Origin of the sequence: Prevotella sp. MGM2 (genome assembly GCF_002933955.1) — a bacterium.
In the GTDB taxonomy this organism is placed as follows: Bacteria; Bacteroidota; Bacteroidia; order Bacteroidales; family Bacteroidaceae; genus Alloprevotella.
Genome location: NZ_BEWW01000327.1, coordinates 1 through 24,852, shown reverse-complemented (window position 1 = coordinate 24,852; position 24,852 = coordinate 1). Strand labels below are relative to the sequence as shown.

The following is a 24,852-nucleotide window of genomic DNA, read 5'->3' as shown; positions in this document are numbered from 1 at the left end:
GCTTCTCATTAAAACTTCTCAAATTAAACTCTTCGACCTCATACCTTACGGGGATGGCTTGTTATTGCGTCTGCCCGACCCGCAGCATCCGGAACGCTTGCGCCCAATGGCCGAACAGACTAAAATGTTTGATGTGTTCCGCGAACAGCACCGCTGGCAGGAGATTCTCGGTGTTACCACGGTGGGCGATTTCAACGAGGCGTGTCGCCATGATGGCGTGAATGACCTCATCAACGTGTCGGAAGCCCTTCAGGAAAAGAAAATAAGTCAGCTGGCCGACCGTATCGCGGCTAATCCTGATGTGAAAGTTATCCTCATTGCAGGTCCTTCATCGAGTGGCAAGACCACTTTCTCCAAACGCTTGGCCGTGCAGCTTATGGCCGGCGGCATGCACCCTGTTCCTCTGTCGCTGGACGATTATTTCGTGAATCGCGAAGATACGCCGCTGGACGAAAATGGTGAATACGACTATGAAAACGTGGCGGCGATGAATATCGCGCTTTTTAACGAACAGATGAAAGCTCTGATAGCCGGTGAAGAAGTGGAATTGCCGCATTATAATTTCATGACAGGCAAGAGTGAACTTAGCGGCCGTCGTTTGCGGTTGCGCCCTCATGCCCTGCTTATTCTCGAAGGCATACACGCTCTTAATCCTCTTCTTACACACGAGATTCCCGATGCGCGCAAATTTAAAATATACGCGTCCGCACTTACTACCATACTTCTCGATGACCATAATTATGTACCTACATCTGACAATCGACTGTTACGGCGGATTGTGCGTGACTATAAATACCGTGGATACTCTGCTGAAGAAACCATACGCCGGTGGCCTTCAGTACGTGCCGGTGAAGCTAAATGGATATTCCCTTTTCAGGAGCAGGCAGATGTGATGATCAATACCGCATTGCTCTTTGAACTGGCCGCCTTGCGCACACAGGCTATGCCGTTGCTGGAGCAAGTGCCTGAGCATGCTCCGGAATATTCCGAAGCCTATAGGTTGCGTAAATTCCTGTCGTATCTTCATCCCATAGCTACTGACGGACTGCCTCCGACTTCGCTTTTGCGTGAATTTTTGGGAGGCAGCACTTTCCGCTACTGACTTCCGGTACATATTTGCGTTAGCATATAAAATTTATCTTAGAACAGTCCGGTGAATGAGTCCGGTAAAAAAGTTTATTTTCTTATGAAACAACTCGTATTTGCTACAAATAATGCTCATAAAATCAGTGAGATCCGCGCTATAATCGGTGACAAAATAGAAATATTGTCGTTGGCGGACATCAATTGTCCTACGGATATTCCTGAAATTGCAGAGACGCTTGAAGGCAACGCCCTCATTAAGGCACGCTACGTTTATGAGCATTACGGTCTTGACTGTTTTGCCGATGACACCGGTTTGGAAGTTGTGGCCCTGGGAGGCGCACCGGGCGTTCATACGGCACGTTATGCTTATGCTGACCGCAATGACCCCGAAGCCAATACGCGAAAACTTTTGTCTGAGCTTGAAGGGAAAAACGATCGGCGTGCCGCATTCCGTACTGTGATAGTGCTTATCGAAAATGGTGAGGAATACGTTTTTGAAGGACGGGTGGATGGTGAAATAGCCACTGAGGAACGTGGAAAAGAAGGGTTCGGATACGATCCTGTGTTTTCTCCGGAGAATACGGGAAGAACCTTTGCGGAATTGGGAGTGGCTATGAAAAACAGTATAAGTCACCGGGCAAGAGCGGTCAGGAAACTCTGTGAGCATATTGAACGGGAAACCGCATTATGACAACAATAAAGAATGGTTTCGCACGTTATTTCATAAAGGAGAAGCCTGATGTCTCTATTCTAGTCTGCCTGGCTCCTGACAGCCTATGAAATTGCCTTTTGAGAATACCATATATTCCGCTTTCGAGCAGTCGCCGGAACTTCATGCCAACGGTGTGGGACTGGTGCGCTACGCTTTGGCTTTCATGGTTGTGTTACACCATTTTGGCGGACTGACAGGTACTGATATCCATTCACCCGTGGATATTCGGGCGGTAGTCGGCGGTTTTTTCGCTCTGAGCGGTTTTTTCGCTTTCCGCAGTTTCAGACGTACTTCGAGTGGCGGAGCGTATCTGAAGGCTCGCATCCGGCGGCTTTATCCTCCTTATGCAGGGATTATAGTGTTTTGCGCTTTGCTTATGGTTCTGCTTTCCGATTATTCTGTGGGGATATATTTCACGGATGCCGGTTTTTGGAAATATTTGGTAGCCAATCTATGTTTTCTGAACTATTTGCAGCCGACTTTACCCGGAGTGTTTGACGGCTGGTCAGTTCCAGTCATCAACGGTTCGTTGTGGTTCATGAAAATAGAAATCGTTTTCACGCTTTCGGTACCTTGGTTGTTTTTAATAGCGGGCAGATGGCCTGTTCCGGACTATAAGTTTTTCTCAAAAAGTAAGAGAACGCATTTCTCCGATGGCGGAAAATGCAGGGTAGACCGTTGTATTTTATTGGTTTACTTCCTGGTTTTAGGTTTATGCTTATTCCTTAGTCACCAAGCAGTCCTTGAGGTCTGTTTTGACATTGGCCGTCACCTCCTTTTCTATCTATGGTTTTTCCTGCTTTTTCTTTTGGGAGGTCTGTTCTATGAGAAATACCGTTTTTTCGTTCGTTTCCGCTTTTCGGGTGCGATAGTGTGTGTGGTAATTCTGTTGTTGAGAAATGACATTTATGGTTACGATTTATTATTGCAGCCTTTTGTCATTTCATGGCTGCTTTTTTGCGCCGCATTTGCTTTGCACGGCCGTTTGGCAGCAGTCCTGAACATATTGAACCGGCATAATATATCCTACGGTATATTTCTTGTTCATTTTCCTGTAATACAAGTCTTACGCCATGTATCAGGCGGTCTTCTGCCGGTATGGGCATTCTTTTTCGTTACCGTCATCATGACTTTCCTGTTGGCAGAATTGTTTCACCGATACTTGGAATGTCCTTTTATATCTCATAAAAAAATCATACAATGAAACGTTTAGTTATTTCCATAGGCATAATATTCCTGTTGATACTGTCCGCTGAGGCTGCCCCTATAGGCTCGTGGACTCTTCATTTGGCTTACCAGAATGCGACGGACAATATTCCGGCTGGTAAAAGGGTATACAGCCTTTACGACGGTAATCTTCTTGTTTATAATACGGAGACTACGGAGATAGATTTCCTTTCAAAAAACACAGGACTGAGCGATAAGAATATTCGTCACATGGCGTATTCCTCAAATCAGAAATGTCTGGTTATTGTTTACGATAACTGCAATATAGATTTGCTTTACCATGATGGAGATGTAGTGAATCTTCCTCAAGTAAAGAACAGTGCAGCCGCTAATCATGATGCTACGGGTGTTACCGTTACGGGCAGCGATGCTATTGTGTCGACGCAAGGCGGGCTGGTGCACCTTGATTTGAAAAACCAGATGGTGAAAACGGTTTATACCACATCAGAACCGGTTTACTCCGCTGCGGTGTTTGACGGATATATTTATTCTGCCACATCATCCACCGTAATGCGTGGCCGTTTGACCGATAATCTGCTTGACAACAGTAACTGGCAACCGGTAAGGAGTCTGTCTGCACGTAAGATGGTGGTGTTTGCCGGAGCGCTTTATCTTTCATCTGATAAGACAGATAGAGGACTCTGGCGGCTGGCGTCTGATGTATCGGAGGGTGGGGGACATGTCTTTACCAAAATCTCAGACACCTATTTTGCTTGTGCACATGCTGATGAAAAGCAGGCTGTCTTTGGCGGGAATACTGAAATTCTGTGTTTTACCTCTGATAATCCGGCGGTGCCGTCTGTCACTGTCCGGCAGAACAATTCATGGAATGCCGTCACCCGTTTCCCGAATGGTCTGTTTTGGGTTTCAGACGGCTTTAACGGACTTTGTTCCTACAATCTTGCTGGCGGGCAACTTGTTGCCACTGGGCAGAGCATCGGTGGTTATGGGCCGCGTCGCGATTTGGCCTACAAGCTCAACTACGCCGGCGATCGTTTGCTGGTAGCCGGTGGGCGTATAGACTATTCGGGAAAGAATTATCCCGGTACGGCAGTCTTCCGTGAGGGCAATGACTGGCATACTTTTCAGGAAGAGGGCATTTCGGCCGCCGACGGCATTCCTTACCAGAATGTCACAAGTGTGGCTCAGGACCCTTCAGACGCCGCCCATCATTATGTTTCGGCCTCGACGGGAGTCTACGAATTTCGTGATTTCAAGTTTGTGAGACATTATGATTCCAGCAACAGTTCGCTTGCCATAGCCCGCGGAGCCGGCGGAAATAAAGAGTATGTCATGACCTCCGGCCTGACTTATGACGACAGCGGCAATCTTTGGATGGTCAATTATGAGGCGGATACCGTGCTACATGTGCTCAAGCCCGATGGCAGTTGGAAGGGCATTTATGTCAGCGATGTCAAGCTGGTCTCTACGCCCGAGCACATTCTTTTCGACCGCCGCGGCCGTTTATGGATGACCTCCCGGCGCTGGACGAGCTATCTTCGCGGTGGCTTCCTTTGCCTTGACTATAACGGTACGATTGATAATACGAAGGACGATTTGTCAACTTTCCGCTATGGTGCTTATAATCAGGATGGAGCGTTTTGTGATTTTTCGCAGGCGGCTTATGCCATGATGGAAGATGACGATGGGGCTATATGGTTGGGGACGGATGCCGGTCTTTTCGTCGTGAGCGATCCTGATACATGGAGCAGTCCCGATTTCCGGATTACCCAAATAAAGGTTCCCCGTAACGATGGCACCAATTATGCCGATTACCTTTTGAGCGGAGTGGCTGTCACAGCCATTACCCGCGATGGAGCCAGGCGTAAATGGATCGGCACCTCCGGCAACGGGCTTTACTTGGTCAGCCGTGACGGGACGGAAATCATCAGTCACTTTACCGCCGACAATTCTCCTCTGCTTTCCAATGATATTTATTCTGTAGCCGTTGCGGCAACCACCGGCGAGGTCATGATAGCCACCCGGCTGGGACTTTGTTCCTATCAGAGCGATGCCTCCCTTCCTAGTGATAATCTCGTCAGGAAGAATATCAAGGTGTACCCCAATCCTGTGCGTCCTGAGCATGCTGCCGGCGTGGTGATAAGCGGCCTGACAGCCGAGGCCGATGTGAAAGTCACCACTGCTGCCGGCCGCGTTGTTGCCGCCGGAACTTCTAATGGCGGCACTTTTACGTGGAACTGCCGGGCGGCTGACGGCGGAAGGGTAGCATCGGGTGTTTATTACATCATGGTGGCTACAGCCGACGGCAAAAGCGGCATTGCTGCCAAAGTTGTTGTGATTTAATCCAACTGGCTGTTAGTCTCTCTCCGCCAAGTTTCAAAAATATTGAAAAACCACCTTTTTTCAGCCTCAGGATATAAAAAAACGCCAAAAAGTTTGGGCAGCTCTTCAAGTTCCGCTATTTTTGCGAAATGAAACCTCTGAATTTCAGCAGGGCAATCGTCCGTAAGATTGACTGAAGCCCCTGATTTTTCCCGATGGGTTCTCCGCAGAGGCTTTTACCAATGCACATATTTTTATCTAAAAACTTTATCAAATGAACAAAAGTGAACTCGTAAACGCCATTGCTGCCGGTGCCAACCTGAGCAAGGCCGATGCCAAAAAGGCTCTTGACGTGACTCTCAATGCTATTTCCGACGCTCTGAAGAGTGGCGACAAAGTAGCTCTTCTCGGTTTTGGCAACTTTGCCGTTACGGAACGTCCTGCCCGTACAGGTATTAATCCTGTTACCAAGCAGCCCATTCAAATTGAAGCGAAAAAAGTAGTGAAATTTAAAGCTGGCGCTGAACTCTCAGCTCTTTGATTTTCATTAAACTGATTTTATGGCCCTTCTCAGAAGGAGTCATATTACCGCCCGAAGAATCAATTCTTCGGGCGTTTTTTTGTAGTAGTATCTTGAAAGGGAAAGAAATAATATTGTTCCCGAATAGCAACTTCAGTGAACAATGAGTATTATGGTTTTTCCAGGGTAAATCTAACCTGTTATTTATCGGAAAAACTATGAAATAACAGGATTTTCGATGATACCCAATAGTGCAGTCGTATTATGAGTGTATTATTGGGTAATTTGTATAAGAAGAATCAATATTATCGGTATTAAATTGACGCTTTCTTGCCAAGAGAAGTGGTGATAATATTAAAAACACTAAAAGAAATAGTTATGAGAAAAATTAATTTTTTGTGGTTAATAGGCCTTTTATTGCTTATGCCATTCGGTTTTCCATCTTGTTCCAATGGTGACGATGAGGATGGCGCTGTTGTTTTCATTTTCGAGTTAATGCAACAGTCTGGCTCAGATGTAAGCATATAGTTCCACGTTTCAATACCAATCTGAAAAATCAGCCGAAAGGGAACTGGTGAGGCTAAGCAAATCACATGAATATTAAATTAATAGTTGGGGTAGTTGCCCAGACTCTAATCCTGCCAGTGAAAATGCACGGGCAAAAGAGACGGATGGCGATTCTTTATCTGTAAACGACAGAAGTGCACAAAACTACAAATTCGAGTGGCGACAAACGGTTCTGCCCGCATCTTTAATCGGGGTTGGTGCCGTTGCACTTGCTCCGGGAGGAATCAGAAACGGTAGCCGTAGTATCACAAATAGAGTGATTGATATACGAGGAAACAACAAGCGGCTTGAATTTGACGATTATATCCAGTATCTGCCTGTTGCCAGTTCTCTAATGTTGGGCTGTGCAGGTGTCAAAGCGAAACACTCATTCCGCGATAGATTTTTTATCATTGCTACCTCTTATGCGACACTGGCTGTTCTTACAAATATTCCGAAATTCTGTATAGATGAAAAAAAGACCGCAGTTTGCAGGACACAATTCTTTTCCGTCGGGGCATACTGCTACCGTTTTCATAGGTGCGGAACTGGTACGCATAGAGTACGGTGGTTGGTATGGTGCCGGTGCTTATACTATAGCCACCGGAGTAGCGTTCATGCGAATGTACAACGGAAGACACTGGCTTCATGATGTCGTGGCGGGTGCGGGGGTCGGCATATTGAGCGCACGGGTTGGCGAATGGAGTTGCCGGTTGTGGCAAAAAATATTTCGAAAAAAAGAGAAGGAAAATGACCTTGTATTCTTCCCTGTAGCCGCTCCAATGAACGGCGGGTGTTATGGCTTTTCCATGGGATATAAGTTTTAACCTCTCATTTATCGGAAAATATATGAAAAGACAACCATTCCGATGATTCCCAATAGGGCAATATTTAGACTGTTTTTTTCTGTAAACTGAAAATGATGATCTTTTGTGAGTATACAGGTTGGTTACAGAATCATGAAATCTTAACTGAATCTGCATGTTCTGTTTTTAACATTATTTGCTTTCCGGCGGAAAATATAGTATCTTTGTAACAGCCAAGCGGGACTTTCCATTGGGAAGTCCCGCTTTTTCTCTATTCTCAAGGTCTTTTTGCGTTGTTTTTTACCGTATTCTTTAAAGAAATTCCCCGTATTGCAGTTTAAAATCCAAGTATTCGTGTTGAAAATCCGATACGGACTTTTTTTCTTTCCCTGCTTCAAACCTATATTTTAACACCCCGGAGTGTTGCTAAAAGTTAAAAACGTTAAAGTCCGTGGCTCGCTTCCGGACATTGTTTCATGATGTTTTTTATTTTGGCACGATATGTGCATCTCTGCTCCCCTCACACATTTTTATTCTTCGGCCGGTTGCGGGGAGGATAAACAGTGCCATCAGTATGGGCGGATGAGCATTGTCTGGTAAATACAAAATCCCGCAGATTTCACTTCTGCGGGATTTTTGTCGGCTGGATGGGGATTTTATTTAAGAATGACTTTGCGGCGCTTATTCGTTACGAAAACACCCTTGTCAGGGTTTTCTACACGCCGGCCGTCCAGATTGTAATAGATTGTGGCGTCCTCTTGCTCCGCCGGTCGGACATAAGCGATATCTGTGAGGATGTCGGTTGGCTCGATATACCATAGAGAGGCTGGCGAACCGGCTGCATTCCAAGGGACCAGACGGGTGTTGTCGCCCGAAAGGTGTATGGCGGGGTATCCGCTTTCAGGATTGAGGCATACCAGGGCACTTAATCCGTCGCGGGTGGAGCGGACTTCATAGGGAGCGGCCTGGGCGATGTTTTTCGATACCGGAATGGGAGATTCCACCACACCTGTACGGCATATATATACCTGCTGCTTGTCGCTGAAGATTTTCCATCCCTCTTCGGTGGGGATAAAATGGAACAGCTGGTCTTTGTCAACCGGATTGCGCGTGGCGGCAGTCAGGCCGGCGGCGCCGGGTTTCACTTTGATATAAAGTTTTCCGCTCTGGCGTTCGCTGTTGCGCAGGCGGTAATTTCTTCCCGCCTCGATTTCTACGGATTCAGCGGCGGCAATAGCGGCGTTCAGGGTCTCGTAAGCCGTTTGGCAGGGATTGGCCTTGTATCGCTCAAAAGCAGCTCTGATGCCGGCAGCACCGTTTTCCGTGAGATTGCCCACATTCGTACCGGTGCACTTGCACAGTTCGTCCACTTTTGTCTGGATGGCGCTTGTCTCCTCAAAGATGGTGTTGCGGTCCACTTCCGCATTATAGCTGTAGGCCGTGTCAGTAATGTATTCTATGCTGTAGTTCTTATATACAATCGTGTAATCGCGGCCGTAGGTGGACTCTTCGTATAGGAAACCGACGGTGTTGTCCTTCTGGAGCGTCATGGTGGAATAAGCCGATCCCATGAACGAGGCCTGATGGCTGCCGTCCCAGTCCTTGGCAATGCTGTCGGGCGAAATGAAGTCGGAGAGGCTTTCGAGTTCTTTGTAGTAAATGCCCACATTGCTGCGGCCAGCTCCTAATGGTACGGACTGAAGCATCAGATACATCTTCCGGTTGTCAGCGTTGCGCGTAACGGGAACAATCATTATTTCGCCATTGCAGGAATTTGACAAGGCCGTTGTGCCGTTGTTGGATGCACCTGAGAAAGCCATTGTGCCCCATGAGCCTTCAGCCTTTTCCGTGTTGGTGAAAGAGAAGATGTTGAACAGGCGGCCGCCCATGGTGCGTGAGCTGATGATTACCGAACCGTCGGGCAATTCATCGGCTTTTGGCTCGTCGCCGCCGCTGGGAATGGGCGAGACGTCTACGCCGCCAAGCACATCCCATGTACCTCCGAAGTCATCGGAATAAAATACGAAATTAACATTGGCGCCGTTGCCGAGTTTTACAAGTGCGGCGCAATAGAGGCGGTAATAGTCGCCCACTTTTACCGTAGAACTTTGGGAAATTTTACCGGAACCGATAAACATGCAGCGGATGGAGCCGTCCTTGCGTTTGTCGAACATCGTATAGATAGGGTCGGAAATATCGGTGGCCGCACTCCAGGTTTGTCCGTTGTCCTCGCTGTAGAAACGGGCTATGCCCTGGTGGTTGGTGCGTGTGCCGTTGGGAAAACTAACCATGCCCGAGCAACTCAGAACCAGCACGCGGCCGCTCTCGCGGTCGGCCACGATACACGGGTCGCCAAAGGCGGCGTTGAGAGAGTCGCCGGTGGCGTTGCCGTAAGCATATCCCTTGGCGGCGGCCAGGGTTCTGATGCCGCTCCACGTAACGCCGTTGTCGCTACTTGTGCGGAAGCGGAGGTCGAGTTTGCCGTCGGCACCGCTGCTCATGCCGATGTCGGCGCCACTGTAGCGATAGTCGGCCACGGCGATCAGATCGCCGTTATGTGCCTTTGCTATGGCCGGAATACGATTGACAACATCGCCGGGTTTTGTAGTGAAAATTTCGAATTGAGGCTCCGGCTCTTCGTTTGAGCGGCATACGTCCACATAGAAATTGCTGAGGCTGATACCCTGATTGCTTCCTGAAAGCGTGAAAGAAACGGTGGCCTTGTCGAGACCCTCCACGTTGACACTTTGCTTCGTTCCCGAGGTCTTGAATGTCTGGTTGCCGCATGTCAGGGTGAGCTCGTAGTTTTTGTTGCCGCTATTGTCGCCGGTGTTCACAAAGTCGAAACTGTAACCTTTAATGTAATATCCGGCAGGAACGGAAAGGCGATAGGCCGTGTTTTGGGAAGTACCGGTGAAGCAGGCTACGTTGTCACCGTCAAATTTCATGTTGTTGGCTTCGCAGTCCAGTGTCAGGCGGGGATTGTCCTGCGCCGAAGTCCACATATTGCTGAATGTGCCTGAGCCGGCGAGGGCTCCCGTTGATGCGGCAATTTGGTAATTGCCTTCCGTTATGCCGAAAACGACTGTACTCCCCTGGTCTTTTCCGCCTGTCCAAAAGGCCAGCTTGCCATTGCCGCCGAAGTTGTTGACGGCATTGGCCGTTCCGTGTGGCAGCAGATAGTAACCGGACATGCCTGGCAGGTCTGTTGACGGGGTAATGTCCCATGTGTCCTTGTATCCTCCTAGTGCAGCGGCGTTTTTCATCACCACATAGGTTGTGCTGCCGTTGCCGCTGACAGTGGCGGGTGCTGCAAGCACTTTGGCCGTACCTGTCTTTTTGTTGTAGATTCTATAACCTGTTGTTTCATTGCCCACAAAGCACCACAGGTCGCTGTCCTCCAGGAAAGTAGCGGGGCTGAGAGGCCGGTTGAGTGCGATGTGGTCGGCCGTTCCGTTGTCGGAAATAAGATATTTTCCATTGCCAATGCTCATGGTGTACCAATAGGTGTCGATGGCAAATTTGCCATCGGTGATGGTAGTCACCTTGAACGGCACGTCGGCCCAAGCGGCCGCCGCGAGAAACAGACTTAGCAGCACTGTTTGAAGTCGGGTGATTCTTTTCATGTTGAAAATGGTTTAGGATAAAGTGAATGAGGATTGTTTTGTAATTATTTCTTGTCGAAGAAATCCGTTGGCTTTATTTTGGAAATATTGTCGCGCATGGCGGTATCACCCTTAAGATTTTCCAGTTTGTAGTAGTCCATGAAGCCCATGTTACCTTCGCGCAAGGCTTGTGCAAGTGCCTTGGGCACCTCGGCTTCTGCCTGAATGACCTCGGCGCGTGCTTCCTGTGCACGGGCAATCATTTCCTGTTCCTGTGCCACAGCCATGGCACGGCGTTCTTCGGCTTTGGCTTGTGCGATGTTTTTGTCGGCATTGGCCTGGTCCATCTGGAGTGTGGCGCCGATGTTCTTGCCCACATCGATGTCGGCAATATCGATGGACAGGATCTCATAGGCCGTGCCGGCGTCAAGTCCCTTCTTGAGCACGAGTTTCGAGATGCTGTCGGGGTTTTCGAGTACTTCTTCGTGCGATACGGCCGAACCAATGCTCGACACGATACCTTCGCCCACGCGTGCCAGAATGGTGTCTTGTCCGGCACCGCCTACCAGCTGGTGGATGTTGGCGCGCACCGTCACGCGTGCCTTGGCTATGAGCTGGATGCCGTTCTTGGCAACAGCGGCTACAGGAGGTGTGTCTATCACTTTGGGGTTGACGGAAGTCTGTACGGCTTCAAAAACATCACGGCCGGCCAGGTCGATGGCAGTAGCCTTCTCGAAAGAGAGATCTATGTTGGCTTTGGAGGCTGAAACCAGTGCATGCACGACCCGCTGCACGTGACCGCCGGTCATGTAGTGTGCTTCAAGATTGTCGCGTGTAATGTTGGAAAGTCCGGCCTTGTGGGCTTCGATGAGGCTGGGTACGATAACACCAGGCGGTACGTTGCGGATACGCATCAGGAAAAGCTGCATGAGCGATATCTTTACGCCTGAGACTTTTGCCGATAGCCATAGGAAAAACGGAACGAAATAGAAAAATACCGACAGTACGACAATTACGCCGACTGCAATAATTGCAGGAATAAGAGGGGCTTGCATAAAAATTGGTGATTAGCTTTAATTTATAAAAGTGAAGTTACTATTTGGCAAATATACTTATTTCCGCTGATACGAACAATGGCATTTCTTGTGTTTTTTCGCATGTTTGTATGTTTAGTCCTGTGAAAATGAAAAAATGCAGTAAGCCGGTGTTATCTGTTTCACTCTTAAACGCATATTCGTATCGAAGAGTCGGAACACGGATACGTGAAATTCAAATATAGGAGAACCTTTGCCGGGTTTTATATCCTCGTCGGCACACTTAAACCACTGTCCACAGCTCGTGGCTGATACGCTGTCCTTTATTGTTTTAGTATATACCATTCGTCAATACAGGCATATTCGCGATTGCTGTGTGGATTGAGTACTTCTATACAAATGTAACGTCGGGTGTAAAACTCAGACTGCCGGCTCCACTATCGAGGCGCGTAGCACAAGGCGGCTTTCGGGCCCCATATTGAAGAGAAGGTCGGCCATGCTCAGGTTAGGCAGAAAGCCGTTGCGGGCTGAAAAGACCTGATAGTATTCTGCGGGGCGGAAACGGCAGTCGAGGGCGAAAGGCACTTTGGGACGTATCGTTTCGCGCAAGTCATCTATGGGTTCCGCGCAGGTGGTTACATCTGTGTATGATTCGCTTATGCGTATGTCGGGTTGCAGGTCCAGCAACTCGCACACTTTTTCTCGCAGTGCTTCGTTGAAATCAACCAGATATTGGCATTCTTTTTCATAGAAGGGGCGGAAATCCTCGGCGTAATAGTCAAAAAAAGGACTGTTCTCATAAGCGCTTACTAGGGCTGCCCAGTGTAGGCGCCGCCAGTTGCCATGGTTACTTATGCGTATGTCGCGCGTACAGGGGCGCGCCATGCTGCCGTGCTCTATCGGTATGGTGAGCGGCAGCGGTCCGTCAGGGCCGGCAATGACCGTGCGGTTGCGGTAAGTCTGTTTTACGTAGTGATCGCCCCGTTCTTCCATAATGTAAGGGGCACGGTATATTTTCGTGTAATATTGCACCGGCGCAAGATAGGCCGAAGTAAGCATGACAGGCAACATAGGTAGAGGGAAAATGATAACGGCCTGCAGGCCGTCAGAAACTATTGTCCGCCGGTGGCGGATGGTTTGACGAACATGCGCCCGCTCCTGAGGCAGTTATAGAAAGGAGCCCGGGCGTCAATGGAGTAGGTCACGCAGACAATGCGGCCCACCAGCTGGCTGTGTATGATGATGTCTGTACCGGCGGCATAGGTGCCGGCCGCTAACACGTAGCGCTGTGTGCCGCATGTCACCGTGTCGCCCGGCAAGGCTGTGATGCGTCCCAGTCGCATGCCTCCGGCGCCTTGGATCTCAGTCCATACGGCTGTTTCGCCGTATTGCGGCACGCCTCGTCCCCAGCGGTCGGCGCCGAAGAAGCCGGCAAGGGGATTCCGCACGCCGTATGCCGTCCGGTCCACCAGTATGCGGTCGCCCTCCAGCAGTCCTGACGCAGGTAGGTTGTCGCTCAGCGAGAATTGTGTGAGGAGCAAGGTGCGCACAGCCAGCAGCAGGAGTACCGCCGTTACCGACGGCAGTACGACATTGCGCAGGAAGTGCCGTCGGCCGCGCCAGTGGAGCGGTTTCTTCACTTTGCCGATGTAGCGTTTAATGGTAACCATAGGCGGAGAGACGCGTTGTTGCTGCGTGGTTGGTCGCAGAAAAAGTCAGGCGGCCGGTCACGCCTATGGCGAAACTACCGGCCGCAGTTTTTTGCTTTATTTGATTTTGCCCACCCATTTGAAGAGGCGGTTCCAGCGCACTTTGCCGTTGAAAAGGCCGTAGTCAGGGTCGAGCGAAAGCCATACGAAGAGCGGTTTTCCCACGATGTGGTCTTCGGGCACGAAGCCCCAGAAGCGCGAGTCGGCCGAATTGTCGCGGTTGTCGCCCATCATCCAGTAGTAGTCCTGTCTGAAGGTATAGGTTGAGGAGGCTTTGCCGTTAATGTAGATATGCCCGTTTTTAACTTCGAGGCTATTGTTTTCATACACTCTGATGCAGCGTTCGTAAACGGGCAGGTTGTCAGGTGTGAGCTCGACGGAGGCACCGCGCTTCGGAATCCACACCGGTCCGTAGTTGGCCGTGGTCCAGTCTTTAGCCATGTTGTGGGGATAAAGCTCGTCGCCGCCCGAAAGAGGGGAGCGGGGAGGATCGGGGGCGATAAAGCCGCGTTCCACCAAGGTTTTCTTCACGCGGCCGGTCATAGGCATGCCGGCTCCGGCCTGCAGGTAGCCGAGTTCCTCGTCGGTGATGCCGAGTTCTTTCTTGGTTGCTTCATCGAGTGGCATGAGGAAACGGGCTTCGTAGCGGAATTGCACGTTTTCGGGCTGCGGGTTGGGGCGGCCGTCAAGGTATACGGTGTCGTTTTTGATTTCAAGCGTCTGTCCGGGCAGGCCTACACACCGTTTCACGTAGTTTTCGCGGCGGTCGGCAGGGTGGGAGATGATTTTTCCGAACTGTTCGGGAAAGCTTTCCACGTATTGCCGTCCGGCGGCGTAGCGGCGGGCATATTCCGCCTGCTGTTGTTCATAGGGCATGTCGGGCGTGAGTTTTCCGAGGGTGCCTTGCTGTGCGAGCAGGGCCGCTCCATAACCGTACACCATGCCGTAGAAATCCTGATCCTGACTTTTGAGTGCCACGGTGTCGCCCGAAGGATAGTTGAAAACTACGATGTCGTTGATTTCCACCTTTCCCAGTCCCTTTACCCGGCGGTATTCCCATTGGGGATGCTCCAGATAGCTTTTGCCGCCCACTACGGGAAGGGTGTTCTGCGTGAGCGGCATTGTCAGGGGAGTTTGCGGAATGCGCGGCCCGTAGGAGAGTTTCGATACGAGCAGATAGTCGCCCGTCAGCAGGGTCTTTTCAAGTGAGGAGGAGGGAATGACAAAGTTCTGGAAGAAGAACTGGTTGAGGAAATAAATGGCTACAAGGGCGAAGACGATGGCATCGACCCAGCTCATGATGACGCGCGTGGTCCGGTTTTGGGAGCGCTTCCACCAGGTCCAGGGGATTTTTTTTGTCACATACACGTCGTAGATGAGAGGCAGGACGAGAAGCCCCCACCATGATTTCACCCAAAGGAGGAAGAGGAGATAGAGGACGACAGCTATGCCGAATTTGAGGTACGCCTTCCGGCGTGTGGAAATATTCATCGGATCAGTTTTTACGGATGGGACATGAGGTTGGGAAACGGTCGGGCAATGTGCCTTCCGGCCTGTCAGAATGCGAAAAGGTCGTCGGTTGTGAGCAGTCCGGAGTGTGTGGCGGTGAATTCTGCCGCCAGCACGGCGCCCAGTGCGAATCCGTGGCGGTTATGCGCGTCGTGCGTGATGCTGATGCTGTCGGCCTCGCTCTCGTAGGTGATGGTGTGTATGCCCGGCACCTCGTCGCGGCGCACGGCGTCGATGCGCAGACGGTCGGGAGCTGCCGTCTCGGCCTCTGTCACGGTGCCGTCGGCGTTGACCACTCTGCCTTTCACCCAGTCGGTCTTGCGGTCCATTTCGCGGCATATCTGTTCGGCCAGAGTGATGGCCGTTCCGCTTGGCGCGTCAAGTTTGTGCACGTGGTGTGTCTCCGTTTCCGTTACGTCGTAGGAGGGAAAACGGTTCATGATGCGCGCCAGATGTTTGTTGACGGCGGAGAAAATGGCCACTCCTAAGGAGAAATTTGACGCCCAGAAGAGGGTGTTGCCTTCGTTTATGAGGCGCATGACATCGGCCTCATGGTCTTTTTTCCAGCCGGTGGAGCCGCTGACCACCTTTACGCCGGCTTCGAATGCCCGCACGTAGTTGGCATAGGCCGCGGTGGGAGTGGTGAACTCTATGGCCACATCGGCGCTCCTGAAGGCTTCGGACTTGAAATCGTTCTGATTGTCAACATCAATGATGCAGACAATCTCGTGTCCCCGGCCGAGGGCCGCTTTTTCTATCATACGGCCCATTTTGCCGTAACCTATAAGTGCTATTTTCATTGTTCTGACGGTAGTCTTTGAAAAGGTGCATACTGTTTGCGCAGCAAATATAAAAAAAAATCGCGTGAGTTAGCAGCCGGTCGGCAGTCTTTTTTGTGGTAGAGGATGAGTACAGCTGTTTTTTTGATGGATTTCCGGCTTTTTGAAGGCTTTCTGACTTTAACATATTTAACTTTCGACAACATTCCGGCGTGTTAAAATATAGGTTGTAAGTGTCGGAAATGGAAAAGTCTGTATTGGAATTCCGACGCGAATACGGCGAATAAAAATTCCAAGTAATGCTTTTCAGCCTGCTAAAAGGTGTTTTTTTACCTCGGAATAACCTTGAAAACAGACACAAAGCGGGACTTCCTCTAAGGAAAGTCCCGCTCCGCTGTTACAAAGATACAACATTTTACGGCCGAATGCAAGAAATGTTAAAAACGGCCCTCAGCCTTGATTGAGGGCATTGGCACATCACCTTTTCGCCGCCTGAGGTGCCGTCTGCTTTGTTAAAGCATATTTTGACATGAACATGAAGGATGTCTGCTGATTTCCGTAATGAGTTATGCATCACGATTTTTTTGTAGGCACAAATGCCCAGATCTCACAGTTTTTACTAATAGGGCATTCTAATAGGGCATTCTAATAGGGCATTCTAATAGGGCATTTCTCTTTTGCCCCATATACCTGTATAGGTTTGGTTCTATATGTAGACAAAAACCGAACCAAACCAAACTTATTTTGCACAGCCTATTGACTTGCAACGCAAAAAAATCGTAACTTTGCCGTTGATTGGGAGAAGTCCCATCACGACATTTTGAAAAAGAGGCGTTATGTCTTCTTCTTGTATGCGATAAGCGTAGGAAACTTTAATCACATGAGCAAGAGAATGGCGTAATGGTCTCCACGCATATAGCGTGGGGCTGTTATTTCCACATCTGCTCATAAAGGTATTCCTACCACCTTCGCATTAAGACGTGGCATTACAGTTCCACGCTATCTATGTGTAAGTTTTAAGCCTCATGGGAACTGTGGAGGTACAACAACACGATGGAAATAAATCGAATTATCATTGGTGTGCTGCTAATGTTCCTATTGCCCTATGTGGCACAAGCGCAAGAAATCAAGACGGATTCAATTTGTGGCGACATTGAGATTGCTACCAGGCAGGCTGATTCATTGCGAGACACGGTAAGCGATACTGAAGTAAGCAATGAGTGTGCAATGCACGAAAAACGTATGAGCGAAGTATGGAAACGTCGTGCCAAGTACCGCAATATCTCCTACGGTGTGCAGACGTTGAAAAGCGACCGCGCGGATATGAAAAGTGACATGGCTTTCGGCTTGTCAATCGGACGAACATATTACCTGCATAAGAAGCCGATTGCTGGAATAATGAAATTCGGGGTGGATTGGAGCCATTTTGATGTAAATTTTGCCAAATACCCCGATTTCCCTACGTCAGAGAGCGCCTCGGCTTCACCTGATATTGAATTGGCAAATTTAGGTATTATGCAGATTGAAGCCGGTATGGGTGTCGGTCCCTCACTGACCGTTAATCCAGTTGGTCAATTGAAACTGTGTCTTTATTTTCATGTGACACCCTCCTATTCACTGATGATGCAAAACCATGAGTTGTATCATCACTATGCAACATTCTTCAATGCCGGGTTTTCTGTCTCTTATAAAATCATCTCGATTGGTATTGAAAACCGATGGTGTGGTGCAACGAGTTATGATGGTGTTGCAATGCGCAGACTGGATGATATCTACGATGAGAATGGTAATTTTCATGACCCATTTGAAAACTTTGGAGTAAAAATGAAAACTAACACTCTCCGCTTTTATATAGGGTTTCGTTTTTAGTGAATAGACAACAAGTATAACAATTTTAATATGAAGCAGTTTTTATTTATAAAGCATCTGTCTGTATGCTTTTGTTTTACAGCACTTATGCTGTGTTCATGCGACAAGGAAGAGGATTTCGATGAAATCTATGGTAGCGGTTGTCCGTTGGCGGAAAACATAATCCCTCTTGCTGGATATCAGTACGAGCATAACGAAAAAGGACTCGTAACAAAAATCTTACGTATTGATAAAAAACAAGATGACAACGGCACGACAAAGACAAAACTTGTTACTGTGGCGACAATCTCATATCCCCAAGATAATCGGGCTGTAATGGTCTGTAGTGGTTTTTTTGGAACCGCTACCTACACATTTGCTTTCGGAGAAAACCATTTTGCCAACAGGGTCATCGAAACAGACGTAGAGGGGGAAAGTGGAATGATAAAATACCACTATGACAGCGATGGTCATGTTACCTATATTGATGATTGGGGTGAGGACTTTTTGGAAATGGAGTGGACCAATGGGAATCTGACCAAAATAAAGCAAGATGAAGGTGATGCCACAGCTGTGCTTACTTATGGTGATATGACGAACTTTACTACTTACAATATGTCTCCGTTCCTACTCGATGTCAACCTTGAGTCTATGTATTCTTTGGAGTGGTGGTACAATGACTTGAAGTATGCTCTCTATATCGGATTTTTAGGCAGGCCATGTCGTAATCTTCCTGAAACGATTGCTTTTTTTAATAAAGATAATAAAACCCCAGAGCACCGTTATTTTCACTATACCGATTATAACGGTTATGGCTCATGGTCGTTAGGGACTGAGCCATAGAACAGAAAAACTCATAATTGGCCATACGATTATAAGTAATCTTATAGCTGGTTTTAACTCTTCAGTATTGTCCTTTAATCTGAGTTGCGATTTTCAATCTCCAAAAGTAGTTGTGATTTTATTGAGTGACAGTACCTCGCTTGTTTCATGAATCGGATATGACATTGATTTTCTGTAGGGGTAAGCAATTCCTTGACAAATACTTTGTGATCATGGCCATCCCTCTAAAGTAACAATTGCAGGAGTTAATTTAAAAACGATTGATTTGACCACTTCTCACTTAAAAATCTCTCTGCAATCCCATGCAATTTCAGAAGGTTACCATTGTAGAGTTTCGTTTCAAAAAAAGTCACCTGAAGGTCCACAAAAAATCAAGCACTTACAAAATCTTTGTAAGTGCTTGATTTTTTGTGGACCAGCTAGGGCTTGAACCTAGGACCTCCAGATTATGAGAACGATAAGATGATATTCTGTAATAGTTTGTTTCGTTAATATTTACTGAATGTCAGTTAGTTGCAAAATTCGCTATCCTCTATGAAACTCACCAAATACCCCTAACTGAAACCGTTTGTTTACGCATTGTTTACGCAGAAAACTGCCAGATTGCCATCCGGAGTTATGCGAAATGTAGTTCCATGGTATGGTGCATAAGGCATAATGCCAAGTAAAAATGTATTTCCACTCTAAATATAGACAGTAAGGACACTCTGACACTTTTGACTCCAACTCTGACACCATACTTGTCATTCATATGTCGACTTAGACACCAACTTGGACACTTCTGAAACCAACTTAGACACTAACTCTGACACTTTTAGTTCAAACTCAGACACCAAACTTAGACACTCTGACAATGGTTTGGTGACTCTGACCCTTTCACGATACTTTATCCGATCAACATAGGAAATATCTAAAATAGGAATGTTTTTGGAAAATAATCATCATATAACGACTATATTTTGCTGATTTTTGATAATTTTGTATCGTAATAAGATTATACGCCATGTGTAAGGAATACATTAACAGAATAAAAATAGCTTTAGCAGAGCAAAATAAGACAAACCGTTGGCTTGCAGAAAAAACGGGCAAAAGTGATATTACAATAAGCCGATGGGTACAAAATAAAACCCAGCCATCACTTGAACAATTGGTTGAAATAGCCAAAGCATTAGAAATTAGTCCTAAGGATTTAATAAACGATATAAAGCAATGACTATAAAAGAACGTAACAATACCAACAAAATCAAGACAATTTCGCTTTTTTCTGGAGCAGGAGGTTTGGATATTGGGGCAATTATGGCAGGAGCACATATCGTATTCGCAAATGATATGATGAAAGAAGCTTGTATGTCATACTCAACTAATATTGGTAGCCATATTATAAACGGTGATATTAATTCTGTCATGAATAGACTTGACGGAATTGAAGATGTTGATATGGTTATTGGTGGTCCTCCATGTCAAGGTTTTTCCGTGGCAGGAAAGATGGATGTAAATGACAAAAGAAGCCAATTGATTTGGAGCTATGTAAAGGTTGTTTCAAAGGTTAAACCAAAAGCATTCATCATGGAAAATGTTAAGGCTTTAGGACTTCTTGATAAATGGAAACCGATAAGAGAAAAATTATTATTGGAGTTCCGAAACTTAGGGTATTCTGTCAATTTTATAATTCTTAATGCTTCTGACTATGATGTGCCACAAGCTAGGGAGAGAATTTTTGTTATTGGAATAAAAGGAAATTGTAATAATGTGCCAAATTGGGAAAAGATGATAAAGCACTATTCCCATAAAGCTCCAACTGTTCGTGAGGCATTGCAAGTGTTGGATAAGGCAGGATACGGCAACAATCCTAGTACATGTAGAGCGAAAATAACATTGGCATCAAATCCAATACTGCGCAAGTCTCCTTATGCAGGTATGTTATTTAATGGTTTGGGGAGACCTACTCGTATAGATGGATATAGCGCGACATTACCAGCTTCAATGGGAGGAAATAAAACACCCATCATTGATGAAAAAGAGCTATATGAAAATTGCGCTCCTTGGATTGTAACTTACCATGATGAAATTATGAAAGATCCTACTAAAGCAGCATTTATGGAAGCTCCTTCTTTTTTAAGAAGAATGACTGTGGAAGAAGCAGCAATCTTACAAACGTTTCCTATAGAATATAAATTCTGTGGTTCTCAATCATCGAAATATACTCAAATAGGAAATGCAGTTCCATGTAATATGGCTAAGGCTGTTGCAACAATGGTTATTAACGTTCTTAATGGTGATGAAAATGTAATTTATCAATCTAAAGAACATAATTTATTTGATTTTTGTTATGCAGAAAATTGATAAAGAAGAGGCGGAAAAGATTCTTCTAAAGACTAATGAAAAACCTATATTTCAAAACGATCCTATTGGAGTCTCTATAGATTTTATACTAAAAGGTTCTCATAAGACATACAGATATGTATTGGTTACGGCATTGTTAGCTAAGAGCGTCAATAAAGATGTTGATATTTTGAGCCTTCAAGCAAAAGATAGCTCCGTTGGAGCATATGATGCAAGAAGCCTATGTCATAAGGTAATAGTTCCATTTGAAAGGAGTACTTACCCTAATAGTCTTGGCGGTTCAAACGAACCCTTCTTGAATAAACCTGCCCGTTTCCAACGACTGGCTATGACTAATGCCGTTAGAAGTGGTAACGATTCGAAAATTCTTGAAAGTATGATAAATACTTTGTCGGAAATCAAAACAAAGGAACAAGCACAGATATACTTATCGTCAGCTTTGTATACCTTGCAACATATCTATAGTGAAGTTAAGGAAAAGTATTCAATTCCAGATTTGGAGATTGAGGATGAAACAAATCCTCAATCCATCCTAGACTATGTGAATACTCTCATTAAAAACTCATTTGAAGGTGAAATGTGTCCATTAGTTGTTGCTGCTATAGAACACCTTTATTATAAAGGGGCAAAGACTGTGGTTCCGCATAAAGTTAATGAAAGTGGGGCATCTTCAAAGGAGGTTGGCGATATTGACATTTTTGACAATGCGGAACAATTGGTGTCATCTATCGAAGTTAAGGATAAAGACTTTACAAAAGAAGATGTGGAACACGCTATTGCAAAATTTGCACAAGCTCAGATAGAAAAAAGCCTTTTTATATTTGGCAAGCATGTTAACTTTGAACAGCATGAAGTACATGAAACGGCAGCTGTACTCGGGAAAAAAGGATATTTTTGTTCAGTAGTATCAATCCTTGATTTTGTACGTATGCGTCTATATTCTATGAATGGAGATGTCTCAATAAATCAATTGGCTCATCTGTTATTGGAGTATGCCAAACAGATAAATGCTAAAGATGATACTATTGAATGGATTAAAACATGTACAATTGAATTTGGCTTATAATCATGCAGCAGATAAAAACAATAAATGATTTACAAAAACTTATCCAAAACGAAATAGAAGAATCAACCGTTTTGGAATATAAGGGTTCTTTTGCAAAACAAAATCCAAAATGGAAAGAAGAATTGGCTAAAGACATTAGTGCATTGGCTAATTCCAATGGAGGTACTATTATATTTGGAATAAGAGAAAAAGAGAGTGAAGGGGGAAATTCTATACCTAAAGAATTGCTCCCTATACCAAATACAGAAATGTCAAAAGACAAACTATCTCAACTTTTATCATCAAATATTCAGCCAAAAATTGAAGGGTTGGAAATCACATATATATCACATGACGAAGAAAGTGGTTTTTATGTTGTTTCTGTACCTCGCAGCAATACTGCACATCAAAATAGGCTTTCACATGTTTATTATAAAAGGAGAAATGCCACAGTAGAGGCTATGGAGGATTATGAAATTAGAGACGTAATGAATCGGAGCAAAACTCCAATAATTGATATTGATTTCACTTTGTTAGTCACAAAAATAGATGTAACTCAAAATAAAACTCCTTTTGGTCTCTTTACAGCAAACAAATAGAAGAAAGGAGTACGAGATATGAATACACCTTAAAATTTCGGGCTGTAAATAATGGGCAAATTCTTGCAAAGTATGTAAATTTCTATATTTATATTCCCCAGCAAATAGTAGAACAGTCTAAAGAATATGACTTAGAGGATGGTTATTCTGTGATATATGAGGACAATACAATTAGGGATGTTGTCGGTTTTGAATTAGGAAGACCCCTATATGGTCCAGCTCGTTATGACCCAATACTTCCAGGTATGTGCGACAGAAAACATTCTTTAAAATTGTGTATTGATGAAATTAAAGAAATTGTTAATTTGCCGTGTATCAAATATGAAATTCATGCAGATAATGCACCTACAAGATTGAAAGAAATAAAATGGGAGAAAGTTACGATTGAACAGCAAAGTAAGGAAGAGTACATAGACAATGTGCCTCACTTCGCGCCAAATATCTAATGACACAGTCCACAATTTTATGTAAATGGAAACAGAGTCCTATTGTATGTATTCCTTGGACCTGTAAAATAAACCGTGTCAGCAATATTTCTGATATGTTTACAACGTAAAATATGCATACAGATTCTTGTGTAATAACGTTCTAAGATAGAATTTATGGCGAAAAAATTTAACAACCAACATAAAGGAGATTATTTTGAGAATTTGGTTTTCAAGAAATTAAAAGAGCTTATTAAAAATCAAGATATACCTGGCGTATCACGGTATAACGAGATTTTTTTACACAAGCAATATGCCAGTAAAACTGCACCTGACGTTATGTTGAATCCAGATATAACTATAGAAGTATATTCTAACTCAAACAAGGAAACATGGAGTAACCTTCTTGTTGTTGAATGTAAAAATCACGGAAGAAAGATTGATAACTCTATATATCGTGAGTTTGTGGGGAATCTTTCTGATTATCCGCGTTCAGGAGTTCGTGGTATAATGATTTCGTCTGCAGGTTTTACTCAACAAGTGATTACATTAGCTCAAAGTGATAATATTGCACTAGTTGTATTGTCTGAACAGAGTGATTGGGAAACGATTATTTGGAGAAAAATAAATAGTTTTGAACAGCATCAATTTGGACATAAAGTTTTAACTGGTGAAGCATCAACTAGCTATCCAATAGTATATTCTGGAAATTCGTTTGTTACAGTTTCGGATTTATTACAAGAATGCGGCATTCCGATGTCAAAGGCATTACATATACCATTTATGGAAGATAATGTGATTTGTAAAAAAGTGGAAGATATTCTGCAAAATACTAAATACTTAGTAAATGAGAATTTTATAGATCGTTGTTTCTCTCTAATCGCTCCCAATTACAAATTTGATTTTGTTGAAATGCAAGAAGATTGTTTAGGCAAATGCGATTTCAAAGAACATGTAATTACTATTAATTCAACATTGAGCAAACATCGTCAAATTTTTACCATTGCTCATGAATTAGGACATATAGCTTTACATTCGTCTATCGTAGAAAACTTATTTTCAATTGAAGACAGAGAAAGTGACAAGAATACGATTATTAGTAAATCAATTTATGGTAGAATGGAGTATCAGGCTAACACCTTTGCATCGTACCTTCTTATGCCTAATATTCCATTCATGGCAGAAGTAAATAAGCTTTTCAAAGAAAATTGGATTACAACAGGTAGACTTTATCACGATTATCAACCATGCAATATACGAGATTGTAACGTAGTAGTTGGAGCATTATCGTCCAAGTTTAATGTGTCTCAAGAAGCGGTTATTGTTCGTTTGAAACGCGCCAATCTCTACATAGAAGGAGAACGTTGTAATCCTTTACATGAACATATGAGACGTAATTCTTGGTGGTAAAAAGGAGACTGACCAAACTGTTTCCTATTGTTATTACGTTGCAAATGATACTTTATGTGGCACAATATACCACTAATCCCACCCCCACCGTATAAACGAGCAAGAATATCACCAAGACTTTCATCCAGAAATCCGAATACCAAACGCCTTCATTCCGTCTGAGCATTTTGCGCATATTGGATTCATGTTCGGTAATAAGTTTCGTTTGTTCGGCACGGTGATTTGCCAACACTGAAGTCCAACTATTTATAGAATGGTCTATGAGTTGCCTAAGTTCGGTAAGCTGCTCGGGAGTGATGGTTGCCTTGAATTCCGTGTCTCGTTCTGCTTTCACAATGGCATTGCAGATGCCATTGACTATATTATCACAACTACCAGCTGCCGCTTTGAGCGCACCTTCAATGTGACATTCGGCAGCGATGGCTTTCTCCAAATCCTCATTGAACTTTATCAACGTTTCTTTTGCTTCTGGAAAAGGCGCGTGAGTTTGACCCCTTCGGGCACGCGGGACTGACCCCTTTGG

The 24,852-nt window shown here is 45.4% G+C and carries 21 protein-coding genes; 14 read left to right on the top strand and 7 right to left on the bottom strand.

Going from position 1 to position 24,852, the window contains the following annotated elements; genetic code table 11:
• From C5S62_RS13195 to C5S62_RS13170, 6 genes are all read left to right on the top strand, one after another.
• Positions 1–1,102, top strand: a 1,102-nt coding sequence (locus C5S62_RS13195; protein WP_104405781.1) for a uridine kinase, incomplete at its 5' end; no start/stop codon positions are given.
• Positions 1,103–1,186: 84 nt separating this feature from the next.
• Positions 1,187–1,777 (top strand): non-canonical purine NTP diphosphatase, encoded by a 591-nt coding sequence (locus C5S62_RS13190; protein ID WP_104405780.1) that lies wholly within the window; start codon positions 1,187–1,189, stop codon positions 1,775–1,777.
• An 85-nt stretch (positions 1,778–1,862) separates the two neighbouring features.
• Positions 1,863–3,002 (top strand): acyltransferase, encoded by a 1,140-nt coding sequence (locus tag C5S62_RS13185; protein WP_104405779.1) that lies wholly within the window; start codon positions 1,863–1,865, stop codon positions 3,000–3,002.
• Complete coding sequence (locus tag C5S62_RS13180) at positions 2,999–5,329, top strand: T9SS type A sorting domain-containing protein (protein WP_104405778.1); 2,331 nt, start codon at positions 2,999–3,001, stop codon at positions 5,327–5,329. The genes C5S62_RS13185 and C5S62_RS13180 overlap by 4 nt, the downstream gene beginning before the upstream one ends.
• Positions 5,330–5,582: 253 nt before the next feature.
• Complete coding sequence (locus C5S62_RS13175; protein WP_104405777.1) at positions 5,583–5,849, top strand: HU family DNA-binding protein; 267 nt, start codon at positions 5,583–5,585, stop codon at positions 5,847–5,849.
• Positions 5,850–6,844: 995 nt separating this feature from the next.
• Positions 6,845–7,201, top strand: a complete 357-nt coding sequence (locus tag C5S62_RS13170; protein WP_104405776.1) for a phosphatase PAP2 family protein — start codon at positions 6,845–6,847, stop codon at positions 7,199–7,201.
• A 635-nt stretch (positions 7,202–7,836) separates the two neighbouring features.
• Here the strand turns inward: C5S62_RS13170 and C5S62_RS13165 are convergent.
• The 6 genes from C5S62_RS13165 to dapB all read right to left on the bottom strand — a co-directional run bounded on the left by C5S62_RS13165 (position 7,837) and on the right by dapB (position 15,837).
• Positions 7,837–10,806: a sialidase family protein gene (locus C5S62_RS13165; protein WP_104405775.1), complete on the bottom strand. Its 2,970-nt coding sequence runs from the start codon at positions 10,804–10,806 to the stop codon at positions 7,837–7,839.
• 44 nt (positions 10,807–10,850) lie between these two features.
• Entirely contained in the window at positions 10,851–11,840 is a 990-nt protein-coding gene (gene floA, locus C5S62_RS13160; RefSeq protein ID WP_104405774.1) for a flotillin-like protein FloA, read from the bottom strand.
• A gap of 399 nt (positions 11,841–12,239) precedes the next feature.
• Positions 12,240–12,890 (bottom strand): WbqC family protein, encoded by a 651-nt coding sequence (locus C5S62_RS13155; protein WP_104405773.1) that lies wholly within the window; start codon positions 12,888–12,890, stop codon positions 12,240–12,242.
• A gap of 41 nt (positions 12,891–12,931) precedes the next feature.
• On the bottom strand, positions 12,932–13,489 hold the full coding sequence (locus C5S62_RS13150) for a S26 family signal peptidase (RefSeq protein ID WP_104405772.1): 558 nt from the start codon (positions 13,487–13,489) through the stop codon (positions 12,932–12,934).
• Positions 13,490–13,585: 96 nt separating this feature from the next.
• The gene (gene lepB / locus C5S62_RS13145; protein ID WP_104405771.1) at positions 13,586–15,019 is read right to left on the bottom strand and encodes a signal peptidase I; all 1,434 of its coding nucleotides are present in this window, start codon (positions 15,017–15,019) and stop codon (positions 13,586–13,588) included.
• Between the two features lie 65 nt (positions 15,020–15,084).
• Positions 15,085–15,837 carry a 4-hydroxy-tetrahydrodipicolinate reductase gene (gene dapB, locus C5S62_RS13140; protein ID WP_104405770.1) on the bottom strand — a complete coding sequence of 251 codons (753 nt, stop codon included), beginning with the start codon at positions 15,835–15,837 and terminating at the stop codon, positions 15,085–15,087.
• A gap of 1,032 nt (positions 15,838–16,869) precedes the next feature.
• Between dapB and C5S62_RS13130 the strand changes: the two genes are divergently transcribed.
• The 8 genes from C5S62_RS13130 to C5S62_RS13095 all read left to right on the top strand — a co-directional run bounded on the left by C5S62_RS13130 (position 16,870) and on the right by C5S62_RS13095 (position 24,329).
• Complete coding sequence (locus C5S62_RS13130) at positions 16,870–17,685, top strand: hypothetical protein (protein WP_104405768.1); 816 nt, start codon at positions 16,870–16,872, stop codon at positions 17,683–17,685.
• Between the two features lie 87 nt (positions 17,686–17,772).
• Entirely contained in the window at positions 17,773–18,507 is a 735-nt protein-coding gene (locus tag C5S62_RS13125; RefSeq protein ID WP_190311599.1) for a DUF4595 domain-containing protein, read from the top strand.
• A gap of 1,003 nt (positions 18,508–19,510) precedes the next feature.
• Positions 19,511–19,720: a helix-turn-helix domain-containing protein gene (locus tag C5S62_RS13120; protein ID WP_104405766.1), complete on the top strand. Its 210-nt coding sequence runs from the start codon at positions 19,511–19,513 to the stop codon at positions 19,718–19,720.
• A complete protein-coding gene (locus C5S62_RS13115) occupies positions 19,717–20,850 on the top strand; it encodes a DNA cytosine methyltransferase (RefSeq protein WP_104405765.1) in 1,134 nt (377 codons plus the stop codon). Before C5S62_RS13120 ends, C5S62_RS13115 begins: the two co-directional genes overlap by 4 nt.
• Positions 20,837–21,916: a restriction endonuclease, SacI family gene (locus C5S62_RS13110; RefSeq protein ID WP_104405764.1), complete on the top strand. Its 1,080-nt coding sequence runs from the start codon at positions 20,837–20,839 to the stop codon at positions 21,914–21,916. Before C5S62_RS13115 ends, C5S62_RS13110 begins: the two co-directional genes overlap by 14 nt.
• Positions 21,917–21,918: 2 nt before the next feature.
• Positions 21,919–22,494 (top strand): helix-turn-helix domain-containing protein, encoded by a 576-nt coding sequence (locus C5S62_RS13105; protein WP_104405763.1) that lies wholly within the window; start codon positions 21,919–21,921, stop codon positions 22,492–22,494.
• Positions 22,495–22,643: 149 nt separating this feature from the next.
• Positions 22,644–22,940, top strand: coding sequence for a hypothetical protein (locus C5S62_RS13100; protein WP_104405762.1), 297 nt, complete (start codon positions 22,644–22,646; stop codon positions 22,938–22,940).
• Between the two features lie 156 nt (positions 22,941–23,096).
• Positions 23,097–24,329 carry an ImmA/IrrE family metallo-endopeptidase gene (locus C5S62_RS13095; RefSeq protein ID WP_104405761.1) on the top strand — a complete coding sequence of 411 codons (1,233 nt, stop codon included), beginning with the start codon at positions 23,097–23,099 and terminating at the stop codon, positions 24,327–24,329.
• Between the two features lie 52 nt (positions 24,330–24,381).
• Here the strand turns inward: C5S62_RS13095 and C5S62_RS13090 are convergent.
• Positions 24,382–24,852, bottom strand: a 471-nt coding sequence (locus tag C5S62_RS13090) for a hypothetical protein (RefSeq protein WP_104405782.1), incomplete at its 5' end; no start/stop codon positions are given.